The organism is Streptomyces sp. MNU76 (assembly GCF_020982545.1).
Lineage (GTDB): Bacteria > Actinomycetota > Actinomycetes > Streptomycetales > Streptomycetaceae > Streptomyces.
On record NZ_JAJKLK010000009.1, the window covers coordinates 261857 to 277921 of the forward strand.

At 72.6% G+C, this 16065-nt stretch carries 13 protein-coding genes and 3 pseudogenes; 10 read left to right on the top strand and 6 right to left on the bottom strand.

Translation table 11 applies throughout. From position 1 onward, the window contains the following. Positions 1-218: 218 nt before the first annotated feature. Complete coding sequence (locus tag E4N62_RS23610) at positions 219-1067, bottom strand: hypothetical protein (protein ID WP_374117045.1); 849 nt, start codon at positions 1065-1067, stop codon at positions 219-221. Between the two features lie 54 nt (positions 1068-1121). Continuing rightward, positions 1122-1787 carry a bifunctional DNA primase/polymerase gene (locus tag E4N62_RS23615; RefSeq protein ID WP_230217437.1) on the bottom strand — a complete coding sequence of 222 codons (666 nt, stop codon included), beginning with the start codon at positions 1785-1787 and terminating at the stop codon, positions 1122-1124. Positions 1788-2300: 513 nt separating this feature from the next. Here E4N62_RS23615 and E4N62_RS23620 point away from each other — a divergent pair. After that, positions 2301-3824, top strand: coding sequence for a PP2C family protein-serine/threonine phosphatase (locus tag E4N62_RS23620; protein ID WP_230217439.1), 1524 nt, complete (start codon positions 2301-2303; stop codon positions 3822-3824). Positions 3825-4437: 613 nt separating this feature from the next. After that, entirely contained in the window at positions 4438-5925 is a 1488-nt protein-coding gene (locus E4N62_RS23625) for an aminopeptidase P family protein (protein WP_230217441.1), read from the top strand. Positions 5926-6294: 369 nt separating this feature from the next. Here the strand turns inward: E4N62_RS23625 and E4N62_RS49580 are convergent. Together E4N62_RS49580 and E4N62_RS23635 are read right to left on the bottom strand one after the other, a co-directional pair. Continuing rightward, a pseudogene (locus E4N62_RS49580) lies at positions 6295-6618 on the bottom strand (triphosphoribosyl-dephospho-CoA synthase); the annotation flags it as partial. 100 nt (positions 6619-6718) lie between these two features. Then, positions 6719-7331: pseudogene (locus tag E4N62_RS23635) on the bottom strand (intradiol ring-cleavage dioxygenase); the annotation flags it as partial. A gap of 382 nt (positions 7332-7713) precedes the next feature. Here E4N62_RS23635 and fxsA point away from each other — a divergent pair. The 3 genes from fxsA (at position 7714) to E4N62_RS49590 (ending at position 10459) form a co-directional block, all read left to right on the top strand. Next, positions 7714-7911, top strand: coding sequence for an FxSxx-COOH cyclophane-containing RiPP peptide (gene fxsA / locus E4N62_RS23640; RefSeq protein ID WP_230217443.1), 198 nt, complete (start codon positions 7714-7716; stop codon positions 7909-7911). A 104-nt stretch (positions 7912-8015) separates the two neighbouring features. Next, positions 8016-9158 (top strand): radical SAM protein, encoded by a 1143-nt coding sequence (locus tag E4N62_RS49585; RefSeq protein WP_374117046.1) that lies wholly within the window; start codon positions 8016-8018, stop codon positions 9156-9158. Beyond that, complete coding sequence (locus tag E4N62_RS49590) at positions 9155-10459, top strand: HEXXH motif domain-containing protein (RefSeq protein WP_374117047.1); 1305 nt, start codon at positions 9155-9157, stop codon at positions 10457-10459. The genes E4N62_RS49585 and E4N62_RS49590 overlap by 4 nt, the downstream gene beginning before the upstream one ends. Positions 10460-10502: 43 nt before the next feature. Here E4N62_RS49590 and E4N62_RS23650 read toward each other — a convergent pair. Then, positions 10503-11162 (bottom strand): annotated as a pseudogene (locus tag E4N62_RS23650) (NB-ARC domain-containing protein); the annotation flags it as partial. On the opposite strand from E4N62_RS23650, the gene fxsT reads away from it, so the two are divergent. Next, entirely contained in the window at positions 11155-12165 is a 1011-nt protein-coding gene (gene fxsT / locus E4N62_RS23655) for an FxSxx-COOH system tetratricopeptide repeat protein (protein WP_230217446.1), read from the top strand. The pseudogene E4N62_RS23650 and the gene fxsT overlap by 8 nt on opposite strands. Here the strand turns inward: fxsT and E4N62_RS23660 are convergent. Beyond that, entirely contained in the window at positions 12128-12574 is a 447-nt protein-coding gene (locus E4N62_RS23660; protein ID WP_230217448.1) for an ATP-binding protein, read from the bottom strand. The genes fxsT and E4N62_RS23660 overlap by 38 nt on opposite strands. A gap of 271 nt (positions 12575-12845) precedes the next feature. On the opposite strand from E4N62_RS23660, the gene E4N62_RS23665 reads away from it, so the two are divergent. The 4 genes from E4N62_RS23665 (at position 12846) to E4N62_RS23680 (ending at position 16053) form a co-directional block, all read left to right on the top strand. Further along, on the top strand, positions 12846-13661 hold the full coding sequence (locus E4N62_RS23665) for a hypothetical protein (protein ID WP_230217450.1): 816 nt from the start codon (positions 12846-12848) through the stop codon (positions 13659-13661). A gap of 424 nt (positions 13662-14085) precedes the next feature. Beyond that, positions 14086-14832, top strand: coding sequence for a YcnI family protein (locus E4N62_RS23670; protein WP_230217452.1), 747 nt, complete (start codon positions 14086-14088; stop codon positions 14830-14832). Positions 14833-14914: 82 nt separating this feature from the next. Beyond that, complete coding sequence (locus E4N62_RS23675; protein WP_230217454.1) at positions 14915-15589, top strand: SCO family protein; 675 nt, start codon at positions 14915-14917, stop codon at positions 15587-15589. Continuing rightward, on the top strand, positions 15586-16053 hold the full coding sequence (locus tag E4N62_RS23680) for a copper chaperone PCu(A)C (protein WP_230217456.1): 468 nt from the start codon (positions 15586-15588) through the stop codon (positions 16051-16053). Before E4N62_RS23675 ends, E4N62_RS23680 begins: the two co-directional genes overlap by 4 nt. Positions 16054-16065 lie beyond the last annotated feature (12 nt).

Consider the following 16065-nt stretch of genomic DNA (forward strand, 5'->3'; position numbering starts at 1 on the left):
AGCGCGTTCGACGTGTGGTGACTCCTGTCACAACTCCCCTACGTGACAGGCAAATTCGTGTCCGAATAGCCGAGATCGAATTTGCGAAGCGCCGATCTCTTGTTACGGTTCCATTAGCCCGGTTGCTGGTGCATCCCCCGTCGCCAGCAACCGGGTCCTTTCATGCCCGGGTTCCGCGGCGGCTCCACTGGACGGAAACCCCTCGGGCGTCAACGCCCTTACGAGCTGCCTGAGTTGCTCCCTGAGCGCAGCAACAGCGGCCCCTCGCCCTCCGGTGCGGCGAACTCCGCGACGGCCGTGTACGCCCCCGTCCCGCCCCGCGTGCGCTCCCTCGGCGTCTCGCACACCCCCGGCTCGTCGTGCCCGCCCACGGCGCAGTGGATCCGTACGGTGTGCCCGCCCGGCGCCATCATGCTGAGGACCGAGCTGAGTTCACGTCCGGTGGCGTTGCGGTAGTACGTGCGGGCCCAGGTCCGGTCGCCTTGGGTGAGGACACACGTCTGGGCCTCGATGCCGTCGGGGGAGGTGAGGTCGGGGCCGCAGCGGGCGGCGGTGGCGAGTCCGAGGCCGAGCAGCTGCGAGGAACCCCCTGCCTGGTCCGACGCGTCGGCGTCGTCCGCGGCCCTCGTGTCCGGCCCGTCGGCGCCACCCGCCTTCTGATCGGCGCGGTCGGCGGACTTCTCGACGTCACCGCCGGATTCGTCCGCGCCACCGACGCCACCGCCGCTGTCACCGCCGGCCCCGAGGCCGGCGGCGGCACCGACGCGCCCGGCGGCACCGTCAAGTTCGGCGGCACCGTCGAGTTCGGCGGCGAGAGCCCGCTCGGGAGTGGAAGCCCGCTCGGGAGTGGAGGCGCGGTCGGACGCGGGGACGTCGCCGAGCGGGCCGGCGGAGGCGACGAGGGGGAGACCGAGGGCGACCGCGACCGCGGCGGTCAGTCCCGCGAGGCGGATGCGGCGCGGATCCGGCCCGCCGCGCGCCGACGCGGGTGCTCTACGGCTCCGGGGTGGGGGAGCGCTGTGACGGCCGCGCGACGGGGCCCCGTGGCCCCCGGGAAGACGCTGCATGTCCGGAAGATAACGACCGGCCGGGGGCGCCCGGCCCGCGCGCGCCGGGCGGGCTCAGAACTCGGGCGCGCTCACACCCGTACGAGTGAGGGCGTCGACGACCGCGTCCACGACCGCCTCGACGTCGGGCACCCAGGGCGCGGCCGAACCGGGCAGCGGCGCGCGCTCCCAGCGGATCAGGCCGTGCCCGGTCTCGGAGGGGGGCAGGGCGAGATAGCCGCCCTGGCTGTGGAACCGCAGCGAGCCGGGGACGAAGTCCTTGGCGTAGAGGAGCTCGCCCAACTGCTCCATGGAGTACGGCGCGACGAGGATCGCCCAGCGGTGCGGGGCGGCGACCACGGGGCCGAGGCGCATGCCGGTGCGGTCGAGGGCGGCGAGGGCGCGCGAGGCGGCCGACGCCGGCAGGCTCACCGCGCAGGGGGCGGTGCCTCCGGTGGCCAGCACGATCGGCGCGGTGGGCCGGTTGGTCCACCACCAGCGGACCATGCGCTCGTCGGTGGTGGCGGCCAGCAGGCCGGGGTCGAAGGGGTGAGCGCCGGGCACCACGCACTCCGGGTCCGGGCAGCCGCAGCGGGCACGCCCCTGCGGGTCCGGCGCCACCCCCGGGAGTACGGGCCACTGCCATTGCGTCGCGAACGTCAGGACCTGCTCAAGAAGCTCGGGCCTCCCGCCGTTGCGCTTGGACAGGAGCCTGCGTCGCTTTCCGGGGATCTCGCGCATGAGCGCTCGTCCTTTCCGTTGCACGCATGGCAACACCGTGGGTCACATCACAACATGTGTCGTTCACTGCACTGTGCGTACCTGCTGGCGCATCACACCCTTGCCGCGGACAAGGGGAACCCCTGCGGGCCGAGCTCGGTTACGTCCGCGTCCATCGCTTGCATCGACTTGCGTCTGTCAAAAGCATGGGCATGGCGTAGGGGTGGCGGCGCCTGGCGTTTTACTGTCCCGCATGTGCTCGCCGCCTCCGCCACGGGAGGATGGGGCTCGGTCGTCGGTGGATAGGACGCCCGGGTCCGTCGCCAGGTTCCGGGTGGCATCCGCCGCCCCTGGCCTTCACCGGGTACGTACCCATCACGACCGCTGTGACGCTCTGTTGAACAAGGCCAGTCGACCTCAATACACCGTTCACCACAACACTTTTAGGCCAACTTAGCTTTCTCCTAAGGACTGGACAAGAAGTCGGCGGCAGTCCAACGACGCCTCACGGACACCAGATATCCCAGCAGGACAATGCTGGACATCCCCTCACGAGTGCGTGTACATGTGGAGAGACTGCTAGCGGCGCAGAATGACATGGGGGTTTGCGATGCTTTTGAGCAATACGCACCGGTCGGAAAGCCGGACACCATGAACGCCCCTCACCCTCCGAAAGTGGCTGGAATCGATTCAACGGTTCCCTCCCCCGCACACACTGTCGCGCCCGCGCCCGCCACCCCGAGCACCCCGGCGGCCCCTCCCGCCACAGGACCGGGCACCGCCCCCGGGGCCGTGCTGCAGGACCGGCTCGCGGGCTGGGTCTCGGACCTCACGACGCTGCACGAACTCACCGAACGTCTGATCCGCACGGACTCACTGGACAGCGCCCTGACTGAACTCCTGCACGCCGGAGCCGTCCTCGTCGGCGCCCGTCGGGGTCTCGTCGTCCTGGAACCGGCCGACGGGCTGGGTCCGGACACCACGATCGGCCTCGGTCTCGGCCGCGCCGACCTCGGGCACATCGAGACCGTGCCCCGCAGCTCCCTGCCGTACGGCCGCATCCTGGACGGACTGCCCGGCGGCGACGGTGAGATCGCCCAGCCCGACCTGTTCGCCGAGGACGGGCTCGACCCCCGCCACCGCGAGGTCGCCGCCCGGCTCGGATACGCGGCGAGCTACGCGCTCCCCCTGTCCACGGACAGAGCCGGCCGGCTCGGCGCCGCCGTGTGGCTGTACGACGAGCCCGCGGAGCCGGTCGAGCGGCAGCGGCACCTCGTCGGGCTGTACACGCGGTACGCCGCCGAGCACCTGGCACGGCTCGTCGAGGTCGAGCGCACGCGCGCGTCCATGGCGACCATCGCCGAGGAGCTGCTGCCCTCCCGGTTGCCCCGCGTCTCCGGTGTCCAGCTCGCCGCCCGGCACCGCACCGGGCCGCGCGGCGGCGGCGACTGGTACGACGCGCTGCCGCTGCCGGACGCCGCGCTCGGCCTCGCGGTCGGCTCGGTCACGGGGGCGGGGCCCAGCGCGGTCGCCGCGATGGGACGACTGCGGGCCTCGCTGCGCGCCTACGCCGTGATGGAGGGGGAGGACCCCGTCGCCGTCCTCTCCGACCTGGAGCTGCTCCTGCGGCTCACCGAACCGGCCCGCTCCGCCACCGCGCTCTTCGCCTACGTCGAGCCCGCGCTGCGCAAGATCACCCTGGCCGGGGCCGGACACAGTCCGCCGCTGGTGATCGGCGAGCGGCGCACGGAGTACGTGGAGACGTCCCTGTCGGCGCCGCTCGGCATGCTCGCCTGCTGGGAGGCGCCCAGCGTGGAGCTGACCGCCGAGCCAGGAGAAACCGTTTTGCTCTACACCGACGGCCTCCTCCAGCGCACGGGCGAGTCCATCGACCGCGCCTTCACCCGCCTGCACGCGGCCGCCACCGGCGTCCCCCGGGCCCTGCGCACCGACCCCGGCGCCCTGGCCGACCACGTCCTGCGCACGATGCTCCCGAACGGCCTCGACGAAGCGGACGACACGGAGGACGTGGTGCTCTTGGCGGCGCGGTTCGAGTAGGGCCGGCCTGGCCGACCGGGGCTTGTCCGGCTCCGGGTCGCGGACCTCGGCCACGTGCGTGCGCGATGCCGGTCGCCGCGTGGTGGAGGCTGCAGGGGTCTGTGACGGGGCGGAAGCAGAAGCGCGGGGCTGGTGACTCGCGCGCTGAGGCCCGGACACCGCGTGGCGTGGGCGGTTGGGGATCCCCCGCCATGGGAGGGATCCCGTGCCGGGTGACGTTCCACGCGGCCGAGTTCGGTGCCGCGCGTCCCCGCGACGGGCCGTGCGAGCGCGACCGGCTATGACCGCTTACTGGGGGACACGCGCCGTGAGCCGGGCCATGCGCGGGACGAGGTGCGAGGTGGTGGGCGCCGTGCGACGCCGACCGCCGTACTCCGGCCTCATGGGGCAGCCGGTTCGGCCGCTGCTGGGCGGACGCGGGGCGTCGGACACGCTGCGTCGGCACCGGTCGCCGGGCGAGGCCGGGACGTGCGCGTCCGGTTTCGGACAGACCCCGTGGCTGCTTGTCGTGAGGGGGTGGTGACCGGTCGTGAGCGGGGGTCACACGCCCTTCGGGCTGCTCGGTACGACCGTACGATGGACGGGGTCCAGTGCCGTACCTAGGAGGATGACCGTGGCGGACGAGCTCGAGCCGGCGACCCCGGAGACCGAGGCGACCGAAGCCGAGGAGCCCATCAAGCAGCGCAAGAACGGCCTGTACCCGGGCGTGTCCGACGAGCTGGCCGAGAGCATGAAGTCGGGCTGGGCCGACACCGAGCTGCAGGGCCTGGAGCCGATCGCCCAGGCCGCCGAGACCGCCGCCCGCCGCGCCGCGCTCTCCGCGCGCTTCCCGGGCGACCGCCTGGTGATCCCCTCGGGCAACCTCAAGACCCGCTCGAACGACACCGAGTACCCCTTCCGCGCGTCGGTCGAGTACGCGTACCTCACCGGCAACCAGACGGAGGACGGCGTCCTCGTCCTGGAGCCCTCCGCCTCGGGCGAGGGCCACGACGCGACGATCTACCTGCTGCCGCGCTCCGACCGGGAGAACGGCGAGTTCTGGCTCTCCGGCCAGGGCGAGCTGTGGGTCGGCCGACGCCACTCGCTGACCGAGTCCGCGAAGCTGTACGGCATCCCCGCCGCCGACGTGCGCGAACTCGCCGACAAGCTGCGCGAGGCCACCGGCCCGGTCCGCGTCGTCCGCGGCTACGACGCCGGCATCGAGGCGGCCCTCACCGACAAGGTCACCGCCGAACGCGACGAGGAGCTGCGGGTCTTCCTCTCCGAGGCCCGGCTGATCAAGGACGAGTTCGAGATCGGCGAGCTGCAGAAGGCGGTCGACTCGACCGTGCGCGGCTTCGAGGACGTCGTACGCGTGCTGGACAAGGCCGAGGCCACGTCGGAGCGCTACATCGAGGGAACGTTCTTCCTGCGCGCCCGGGTCGAGGGCAACGACGTCGGCTACGGCTCCATCTGCGCCGCCGGCCCGCACGCCACCACCCTGCACTGGGTCCGCAACGACGGCCCGGTCCGCTCCGGCGACCTGCTCCTGCTGGACGCGGGCGTCGAGACGCACACGTACTACACGGCCGACGTCACCCGGACACTGCCGGTCAACGGCACGTTCAGCGAGCTCCAGAAGAAGATCTACGACGCCGTGTACGACGCCCAGGAGGCCGGTATCGCCGCCGTGCGGCCGGGCGGCAAGTACCGCGACTTCCACGACGCCGCGCAGCACGTCCTGGCCGAACGGCTGGTCGCGTGGGGGCTCGTCGAGGGCCCCGTGGAGCGGGTCCTGGAACTGGGGCTCCAGCGTCGCTGGACGCTCCACGGCACCGGGCACATGCTCGGCATGGACGTCCACGACTGCGCCGCCGCGCGCGTCGAGTCGTACGTCGACGGGACGCTGGAGCCGGGCATGGTACTGACCGTAGAGCCCGGCCTCTACTTCCAGGCCGACGACCTCACCGTCCCCGAGGAGTACCGGGGCATCGGTGTCCGCATCGAGGACGACATCCTGGTGACGGCCGACGGCAACCGCAACCTCAGCGGTGCGCTGCCGCGTCGTTCGGACGAGGTCGAGCTGTGGATGGCCTCGCTGAAGGGTGATGCGCGGGGCTGAGGGGCCGGTTCGTCGTCTGCGGGTGAGTGGGGGCTGGTCGCGCAGTTCCCCGCGCCCCTGAAGGTGCCTTCGGCCCTTCGTCAAAGAGCACGGGGCGCAGCCCCTGCTCTTTGAGGGGCGCGGGGAACTGCGCGAGCAACCCCCACCGGACCCGCGGACGGGGGTCGAAGGGCGCAGCCCCTGGGACGGGACGGGACGGGTAGGGGCGGCGGGGGCGAAACCCTGGACGGGTGCCTTCGCGGCGGCAGCCACCGGCAGCGCGTCCACGAACAGCGCCCCGCCAGCGACGCCCCGCTCCCCGAGGACTCCACCCCGCTCCTGAAGATCCACGTCGAAGGCGGCCAGCGCCGCCCTCCCCTCCGACGTCCCCGTACCCCCACGTCGATCACCCCCGCGCCGCCCCTGCACATGCCGCAACCCATGCGGCCCGGCGGTGTACAGCAACTCGGTGTCCTGCAACGTCGACATGACCGTGAGCAACGCGTCGAGCCGGGCGTCCGCCTCCGGTGTCCCCGCCGCACGCGCCTTCGCCAGCACGTCCAACGCCCGCCGCACATGCGGGAATCCGGCGCGCGCCTCCCCGCGCCCCGGCCGCCCCGTACTTGGCGGACACCGACGACCCCCGGGACGGCCGCCGCGGCGCCCGCCGGTCGGGATGCGCGGCGATCTTCTTCGCGGTGGCGGCCAGTTCACGCCCCCGCGCCCCGGGATCCATGGCCGCCGCGGCGACCAGCAGCCCGAGCACCCAGGTGGCGCCCCGGTGGCCGCCCCCGGCGAGCCGCATCGAGTGCTCGGTGTGGTTGACCTTGCCGCCCTCGTACGTGCCGTCCTCCTTCTCGCCGCCGGTGTGGACCTTCACGTGGATGTGGCAGGTGCGCGGGGTGTACCAACCGGGGAAGACGGTCTCGAACTTGACCACGCCGTTCGCGTTCGCGATCTGGTAACCGCGGAGGTAGGTCGCGTCGTCGGCCGTCGAACCGTCCTCGCTCTCGGCGGGCGCCGAGCCGCCGGGATTCGCGGTGGTGTAGCCGGAGTAGTAGCCCCAGGCGTCGCAGTGCCAGATCTCCACGGCCGCGCCGGGAACCGGGGTGCAGCCGTCGGTGGCGTCCACGACCGTGAGCCGGAGCGTCAGGGGAACACCGCTCTTGCCTTCGGTGATGTCCTTGCGGACCAGGGCGCCGTCCAGATAGTACGGGCCCTCGGTGACGCTCGACATCAGCGTCATGCACGCGTCGGAGGTGCTCGTCACGGAGGCGGTGGCCGTCGCCTCGGCGGTGCTCGTCGTTCCGTCCGCGAACGCCGACTGATAGCCGGCGACCGCCAGACCGCCGGCGGCGACCGTTCCCCCCGGTCACCGCGAGGGCGCGACGCCGCGTGATCGTTTTGCTTGTGTGCTTTCCCGTCATACGGGTGAAGTTAGGGACGCAGTCCGTCAGCGGCCTGGGACGTGGCTGTGCGGGGGCTGAGAGTCGAAGGAGCCCCGGAGTCGGCCGGAATGGGCGGTCCTCCGCTCAACTGCCGTGCTTGCGCCGGGCGGTGAGACGGTTCTCACGTTTGCCGCCCCGAATACGGACGAGGCTTGTGGTGCCGTCCGAACCACTCCTCGGCGTCGGCTATCTTCTGGTCGCAACCGGCAGCCGACCGGATATTCGGCTCTGTTCGCCCGGTCGGCCGCTAACTTCTTCTGCGGCTGATGCTTGAGTGAGAAATTTCTGTCGGCATCTGCTTCATCGAGCCGCAAGACTCCGCAACCCCGTCAGTTTCCCCGCACAGATTGATGAGGTCCCCATGAACGCATCCCTCGACCCCACGGCCGACGAGTCGCACGCCACGGCCGCCGTCGCTCCGGAGCGGGTGTCCTTGGTGCAGTTGGCGGCGCGGAGCGGCGGCGCGCTGTCGCCCGCCCTGACCCGTGCCGTGGCGAACGGCGCCGAACGCCGGGGCCCGGCAAGGGTCGCGGTGGCGGCCTTCCAGTCCTCCCTGTGACACCGCCCGCACCCACCCGATCCCGCCGAGACCACCGACGTCACATGACGACCGAGACGACCGACATCACATGACCGTCAAGACCACATGACCGTTGAGACCACATGACCGTCGAGACCGTCATGGGCCGACCGCTCCTGCCGCTGCGTCAGTTCGTGCTGAAGATGCACAGTCGCTGCGATCTCGCGTGCGACCACTGCTATGTGTACGAGCACGCCGACCAGAGCTGGAGCCGTCGGCCCGTGGTGGTCTCGGACGGGGTCCCGCGCGCCACGGCGGAGCGGATCGCCGAGCACGCCGGGGCGCACGGGCTGCCCGCCGTCCACGTGGTCCTGCACGGCGGTGAGCCCCTCCTCGCGGGCCGGGCCCGGCTGCGCAGGGCCGCCACGGAACTGACGGCCGCCCTGAGCGGTGTGCGCGAGCCGGACCTGCGGATCCACACCAACGCTGTCACGCTGGACGGACGGTTCCTGGACCTGTGCGACGAGTTCGGCATCAAGGTCGGCGTCTCGCTGGACGGCGACCGGGCAGCCAACGACCTGCACCGCCGCTACGCCGACGGGCGCAGCAGCCACGACCGCGTCCTCAAGGGCATCGCCCTGCTCAACCGGCCGCGCCACCGCCCTCTCTTCGCCGGCCTCCTGTGCACCGTCGACCTGCGCAACGACCCGGTCGCCGTCCATGACGCGCCGGCGACCCTCGCCCCCACCCCGCGTCGACTTCCTCCTCCCGCACGCCACCTGGGACGAGCCGCCCACGCGTCCGGCCGAGGACACCGACGGCACGGCGTACGCGCGTCGGCTGCCGGCCGTCCACGACCGGTGGACCGCGACCGGTCGCGCCATGGACGTCCGGAACTTCGACTCGGTGCTGCGGACCCTGCGCGGCGAGAGCAACCTGACCGAGTCGCCGGGGCCGGCGCCCGCCGATCTCGCCGTGATCGAGACCGACGGGACCTTCGAACAGGCGGACTCCCTCACGACCGCGCACGACGGGGCGCCCGCCACCGGACTGGACGTGTTCCGCAACTCCCTGGACGAGGTCGCCGGGCGTCCGGGCATCGTGGCCCGTCAGCGGGGCCTCGACGGGGCTGGCCGAGCAGTGCCGGTCCTGCCCGGTGGTGCGCTCGTGCGGCGGCGGTCTCCACACCCACCGGTACCGCTCCGACGGCAGCGGCTTCCGCAACCCGTCCGTGTACTGCTCCGATCCGCTGGCCCTCATCACCGACCTCCGGGACCGTCATATGACCGACCAGTCCGCGCGGCCGGCGCTCGCCGACCACCACCTGGCCGAACTGGCCACCGGACGCGGCTCGGGCGCCACCGTCGACCTGCTGGCCCGCCGCCAACTCGCCCTGGCCCGTGAGCTGCTGGGCCTCGTCCGGCACGAGACGACGCTCGCGCCGGCCGCCGAGGGCGGCCAGCAGGACGGCCAGGAGGCGTGGGACACGCTGACCGCCCTCGACGCCGAGGCCCCCGAAGCGGTGGACCGGGTCCTGGCCCACCCCTATGTGCGGTCCTGGGCGCTGAGCGCCCTCGGGGCCCGCCCGTCGCCGGGACCGACCGCGGGCGTCACGGGCGCCGCGGCGACGGCCGTACGCGGGACGGCGGAGATCGCGGCCGCCGCCGCGTTCCGGTCCGGCCGCCGGGCCTCGGTGGTCGTCCCGGTGCACGCCGGGCTGCTGCGGCTGCCCACGCTCGGGACCCTCACAGTGGAGGCAGGCACCGAGAGGGCCCTGGTGCGCACGGACGTCGACGGCTGCACGGTCCGGGCGGGTGACCGGACGTACGCGATCCCCCGGAGCGGCCGCGCGGACCCCGCCTGGCGGGGCAGTCGGCGGTTCGAACTGGACGGCTGGGCCGTGACCCTGGAGGACACCGACCCCTGGCGGGACTGCCACGGTCACCCGGCGCACCCCCAGGTCGGCGAGGACGAGGCCGAGGCGTGGCGGTCCGACCTGACCGCGGCCTGGGCCTGGATCCGGCGCGAACTGCCCGAGTACGCGCCGGGGATCGCCGCCGGGCTCCGGACGATCACCCCCCTCACGCCCTCCCCCGAGGGCGCCGACATCAGTTCCGCGGCCCGCGACGCCTTCGGCGCGGTGGCCGTCGCCCGACCGTCCGCGCCGGAGACCCTGGCGCTGCTCCTCGTCCACGAGTTCCAGCACGTGAAGCTGGGGGCCGTACTGGATCTGGTCGACCTGTACGACCCGACCTGCGCGACGTTGTTCTACGCGCCCTGGCGTCCCGACCCGCGCCCGCTGGAGGGGCTGTTGCAGGGGACGTACGCGCATCTGGCGGTCGTCGACTTCTGGCGGGCCCGGTGGCGCGGCGGGGGCGGGCCGGATGCCGAGACGCGGTTCTCCCGGTGGCGGGACCAGACGGCGGAGGCGGTGGGGACGCTGGCGGACTCCGGGGCGCTGACGGAGACCGGGCAGCGGTTCGTGGCGGGCCTCCGGGAGGCGCTGGCCACGGACGAGGTCGGCGCGGAGGCTCTGCGAGCGGCCCGGCGGGCGGCGGAGCAGCACCGGCGGACGGTCCGGCCGTAGGAGAGCGAGGGGCGCGACGCCCAAAGGTCTTCGTCCCCCTCTTGGCGCCGACGGAGGACGGGTACTCGACCGCGTTCACCGCCTCCTGCACCGACAGCACCCGGGTGGACTGCTCCCGCAGCTGGTCGATGTACTCCTCCACCGGTGTGGCCGTCGCCTCCAGCCAGGCCGCCGCGACCTCCACGGCCAGCGGCAGGTCGCCCAGCGCGTCGGCGGCCCGGTCCGCGTCGGCGTCGCGCAGTCCGGGGACCCGGCGGCACAGGTGCTCCACGCTCTCCTCGCGGGTGAAGACCTCCATCTCCAGCGACTGCACCACCGTCGAGCCGGGCCGGTCGCGGGTGGTGACCAGGATGTGGCCGTACACGTGGTCCCGCAGCGGAGCCGTCTGGCCCGGGAAGAGCGGCAACGCCCGGTTGAGGTCCGGCACATTGTCGAAGATCAGCAGCCAGCGGGCGCACGGGTCACCCTGCCGCGGGGCCCGCATCGCGGCCTCGGCCGCCTCGGAGACGTCGTCGCCGACCGGCAGGTCCAGTTCCTGCGCGAGGGCGGCCACCTTCGGCAGCACGGGGTCCGGCTGTTCGGCGTCGATCCACCACACCAGGTCGTAGTCCGCCTTGAACCGGTGGGCGTACTCGCGGGCGAGCTGGGACTTGCCCACCCCGCCCAGACCGTGCAGCACCTGCGGCCTCCGGGGGGTGGCCCGTGGCGCCGAACGCGCTGGGCAGCGACTCGCCCTCCGGGCCCTGGGCCGCTACAAGGAGGCCCTGGAACTGGACCTGCGCATCCATCTGGGCTTCCGCGAGACCTTCGGCGAGGACCACGCGCGGACGCTCTCGGCCGCCAACAACCTGGCCATCGACCTACGGCTGGCCGGCGACAGCGAGGCCGCCCGCCGGCTCACCGAGGACATCGTCCGCCGCCGCACCGCGCTGCTCGGCCCGACCCATCCCTACACGCTCGCCACCAAGGGCCACCACGCGCGTGACCTGCGCGACCTCGGGGACTACCGGACCTCCGCCGAGCTCCTGCGCGAGGTCCGCGAAGGCTTCGAGCAGGTGTTCAACCCGGGCGTGCCGGAGGTGTTGCAGGCCGACAAGAGCCTCGCGGTCTCCCTGCGCAAGGCGGGCCGTACCGCCGAGGCGCTGCGGATCACCGAGGAGACCTGGAAGACGTACGCCCGCTACCACGACCGCCACGGCAGCACCCTCCCCGAGATCCTGGCCTGCGGGCTCAACCTCGCCGCGGACTACTTCGCCACCGATCCCGAGGACGGTCCCGCGCGGGCTGTCCGCCAGGTCGAGGAGGTGCTGGACGAGTACCAGGACTCGTTCGGCGCCGAACACCCGTTCACCATGTACTGCTTCAACAACCTCGCCATGTACCACCGGGCCCTCGGCAACACCGAGAAGGCGGAGGAGCTGAGCCGGCACGCCCGCGACTGTCTGGCGGCGACGCTCGGGGACGACCACCCGGCCGTCTGCTCCGCGGGCCTCAACCTGGCCAACGCCTACGGGGACCGGGGCCTGTACGACCACGCCGAGCGCTCGGAACACCAGGCCGTGGAGGGGCTGCGCCGACGGTTCGGCGCGGACCACCCCGATGTGCTGGTCGGCATGGGCAACCTGACGATCACCCTGCGGGACAAGGGTCACGAGGAACGGGTGCGCTCTAGACGGCCACCAGCGGTGCGTCGTCGCGCCACTTGAGGATCTTGTCGAAGCTGACGATCGCGCCGCCGCGGCCCGGCTTGTTGCCGATGTGGACGTGGTCGGCGAGTTCCCGGATGAGGCAGAGGCCACGGCCGTCCTCGGCGTCGGCGGGGGCCGGACGGACCGGGCGGCGGTGCGGGAAGCCCGGGCCGGAGTCGGCGACCTCGATCCGGCACTTCTCACCGTCGAGGTAGGCCGTCACCCGGTACGCCTCGCTGCTGGTGCCGGCCGGGATCGCGCCGCCGTGCTCGACAGCGTTGGCACAGGCCTCGCTGAGGGCGATGGAGAGGTCGTAGGAGACGTCGGGATCGACGCCCGCGGTCTCCATCGTGCCGATCAGCAGCCGTCGGGCGAGCGGCACGCTCGCAGCCTCGCGCCGCAGATGGAGTGACCACCAGATGCTCATGCTCCAGCCTCCTGGCCGCGGCTCGACATACCGTTACGTATTGCCACCGAGGCCCGCCCGCAATCGCCCGGGACCCGTCTCTCCGCCCATACGGCGGATGCGTCCCCCGCACATTCGGTGTATGCGGACCGAACCCTTCCGAATCACCCGCCCCTTCCGCGCGCACCCACCTCCACCGCACGCCCCTGAACACCGCGCTCTCCCTCCCCGTACCTCAACCCATGAACCCGCCGAACCCGGCGGGGCGCCCCGGTGCGATGATGGGCCCGCCATGACTGTCCCCCACCCAGACCGCCCGGCCGCGCCACGCCGGACCCGCGCCGGAGGCGACCTCCGGGTCCTGCGGGCCGCGGTGTTCGCCGCGGTCTGTGTCGTGCTGGCCGGGGCCGGACACGCACTCGCCTCGTGCGCGACGGTCCCGCTGTGGAGTCTGGGCGTCGGGTTCGTCGGCACCTTCTGCGTCGCCGCCGCACTGGCCGGCCGGCAACGCTCGCTCCCGGGCATCGCGGCACTGCTGGCGGTGGGCCAGACCGTGCTGCACGTCCTGTTCGGCCTGAACCAGCACGGGGCGACCGGCGCGTCCCGCACGACGGAGGTGATGGACGCGGCGCTCATCGAGCGCGCGGCCCGCTTCGTGTGCGGCACGACCGCGGCGGCCCTGAGCCCCGAGCGGGCCCGCCGCATCCTCATCGACGCGGGAGTCGGCGGTACGCACGTCACGCACGACCCGGCGGACGCGATGACGACCGCGCCGGGCTCGTCCGCCGCCCTCCTGCCGTCCCTGCCCATGCTGCTCGGCCATGTGCTCGCGGCCGTGGCCGCCGGGTGGGTACTGCGCCACGGCGACCTCGCGCTGCTCCGTCTGACCCGGCTGGCGACCGAGGAGCCGCTCGTACGGTCGCTGCGTGGCGCGCTCGCGCTGGCGCGGGTCCTGCGGTCCGGGCTGCCGAGCACGCCGGAGGCGGTTTCGCGCGCCTTGCACACCGTGCACGTGGCGCCCGCCGCCCTGCGGACGACCGTGCTGCAGCACACCGTCGTCCGCCGCGGCCCGCCGGCCGCCGCCCCCGCCTTCATGCTCGCCGCCTGACCCGACGCACACTCACTCCGCACCAGGGAGAGGGCGTCCGTCGCCCGGCGCCGAGCCCCGCGCACCTGCTGCCGACCCCGGCCCCACGGCTCCACGGCTCCACGGCTCCACGGCTCCACGGCTCCACGGCTCCACGGCTCCAGCCTCACGGGCTCCGGCTCTGCGGCTTCCGATTCTGCGGATTCAGAACTCGGGCGCCTGTTGAGCCGGCCCGGGACCTGGACCCCGGGCTCGGACCTCACGGCTCGGACCGACAGGCTCGGATCCCCAGGCGCAGGCTCCCGGACCCGAAGCACCGGCTCCCAGCCGTGCTCCCGGTCCCGGCCGTGGATGCCGGCCCGGGCCACAGCCCGGCTGTCGGCTCGCGGGGTGCGCGGTCCCTCGTCCTCTCTTCTCCCTCACTCACTGTGGAGTGTCACCAGTCATGAAGGCTTCTCGTATCGCCGCCGTCGGCGCCCTCGTCGGCTCGGCCGTGTTCCTCCTGTCCGGCCCCGCGTTCGCGCACGTCAGCGTCGCGGCGGAGGGCACGGCGGCCAAGGGCGGGTACGCGACCGTCAACTTCAAGGTCCCCAACGAGCGCGACGACGCCACGACCACCAAGGTCGAGGTGAACTTCCCGACCGACCACCCGCTGGCCTCGGCCCAGCCGGAGGCCGTCCCCGGCTGGAAGATCCAGGTCACCAAGGCCAAGCTCGACAAGCCGCTCGAACTGCACGGCGAGCAGATCGACGAGGCCGTCTCCAAGATCACCTGGACCGCCACCGGCGACGGCATCGCGGCGGGCTTCTTCCAGAAGTTCCCGGTCTCCATCGGTCAACTCCCCGAGAACACCGACGAACTGGTCTTCAAGGCGCTCCAGACGTACTCCAACAAGGAGGTCGTCCGCTGGATCGAGGTGCCGCAGGACGGCCAGGAGGAGCCCGAGAACCCGGCGCCCGTGCTCGCGCTGTCCGCCGCGTCCGACGACCACCACGGCGCGTCCGGCGCCTCGAACGCCTCCGACGAGTCGAAGGACGCCGACGACGCCGAGGCCGCGTCGAACAAGACCACCGCCGCACCCGCCGGCAGCAGCGACACCACCGCCCGCGTCCTCGGCGTCGTCGGCATCGTCGTCGGCGCGGCGGGCGTGGCGTACGGCGTCCTCGCCGGCCGCCGGCGCACGAACGCCTGAGCCTCCGGCTTCCCGGCCTCTCCCTCGGCGCGCGCGGGTACGCCCCGTGCGCGCCGGGGCTCGAACCAACTGGACATCCCTCATGCGCACGAACACCAAGAAGAAGACGCTCGCGGCCGGTGCCCTGCTGGCCGCGGCCGTCCTCGGCCTCTCGGCCTGCGGCACGGGCGACAACTCCACCACGTCGGTCGCCGAGGTCTCCGACACCGGCCCCCAGAGGCACTTCACGGTCCTCGACCGGCCGTTCACCAAGCCGGACCTGGTCCTCACCGACACCAACGGCAAGTCGTACGACCTCCGCAAGGAGACCGCGGGCAAGCCGACGCTGATCTACTTCGGGTACACCAACTGCCCCGACGTCTGCCCGCTCACCATGAACAACCTCGCGGTCGCCAAGAAGGAGATCGCGAAGAAGGTGCCGAAGGCGGAGCTGGCGGACCTCCGGCTCGTCTTCGTCACCACCGACCCGGAGCGCGACACCTCGGCCGAACTGGGCAAGTGGCTCAAGGGCATCGACTCCGAGATCGTCGGCCTGACCGGCGACTTCGACGACATCCAGGCCGGCGCCCGCACCCTCCACATCTCCATCGCCCCGCCGACCAAGGACGAGAACGGCAAGACCGTCTCCGAGCACGGCACCCAGGTCATCGCGTTCTCGCCGAAGACCGACGACGGCTATGTGCTGTACGACGACAATGCCACCGTGCAGGACTACGAGAAGGGCCTGCCGAAGCTGCTCAAGGGCGAGAACCCGTGAGAGCACCGGCCGGCCCCGTCCTGATCACCGCCGCCGCGCTCGTCGCCCTGACGGGCTGCGGCTCCACCGACTCCTCTTCCTCCGGCTCCGCCGCGAAGCTGTCCGTGAAGGCGGCCTACATGCCGCAGCCCGTCACGGACTCCATGGCCGCCGGATACCTCGTCATCGAGAACGACGGCGGTACGGCGGACGAGCTGACCTCCGTCACCAGCGACCTCGCCCAGGACGTCACCGTCCACGAGACGACCGGGCAGTCGATGCGGGAGGTCGCGGGCCTGAAGGTCCCCGCCGACGGCGAACTCGTCCTGGAGACCGGTGGAAACCACCTGATGTTCGAGAACCTGAAGCGCAAGCCGAAGGAAGGCGAGACGGTGTCCCTGCGGTTGACCTTCACCACGTCCGAGGCCATCACGGTCGAGATGCCCGTGAAGTCGGCGACGTACCAGCCGACCAGCGGTCACTGAGGGAGGTAGCAC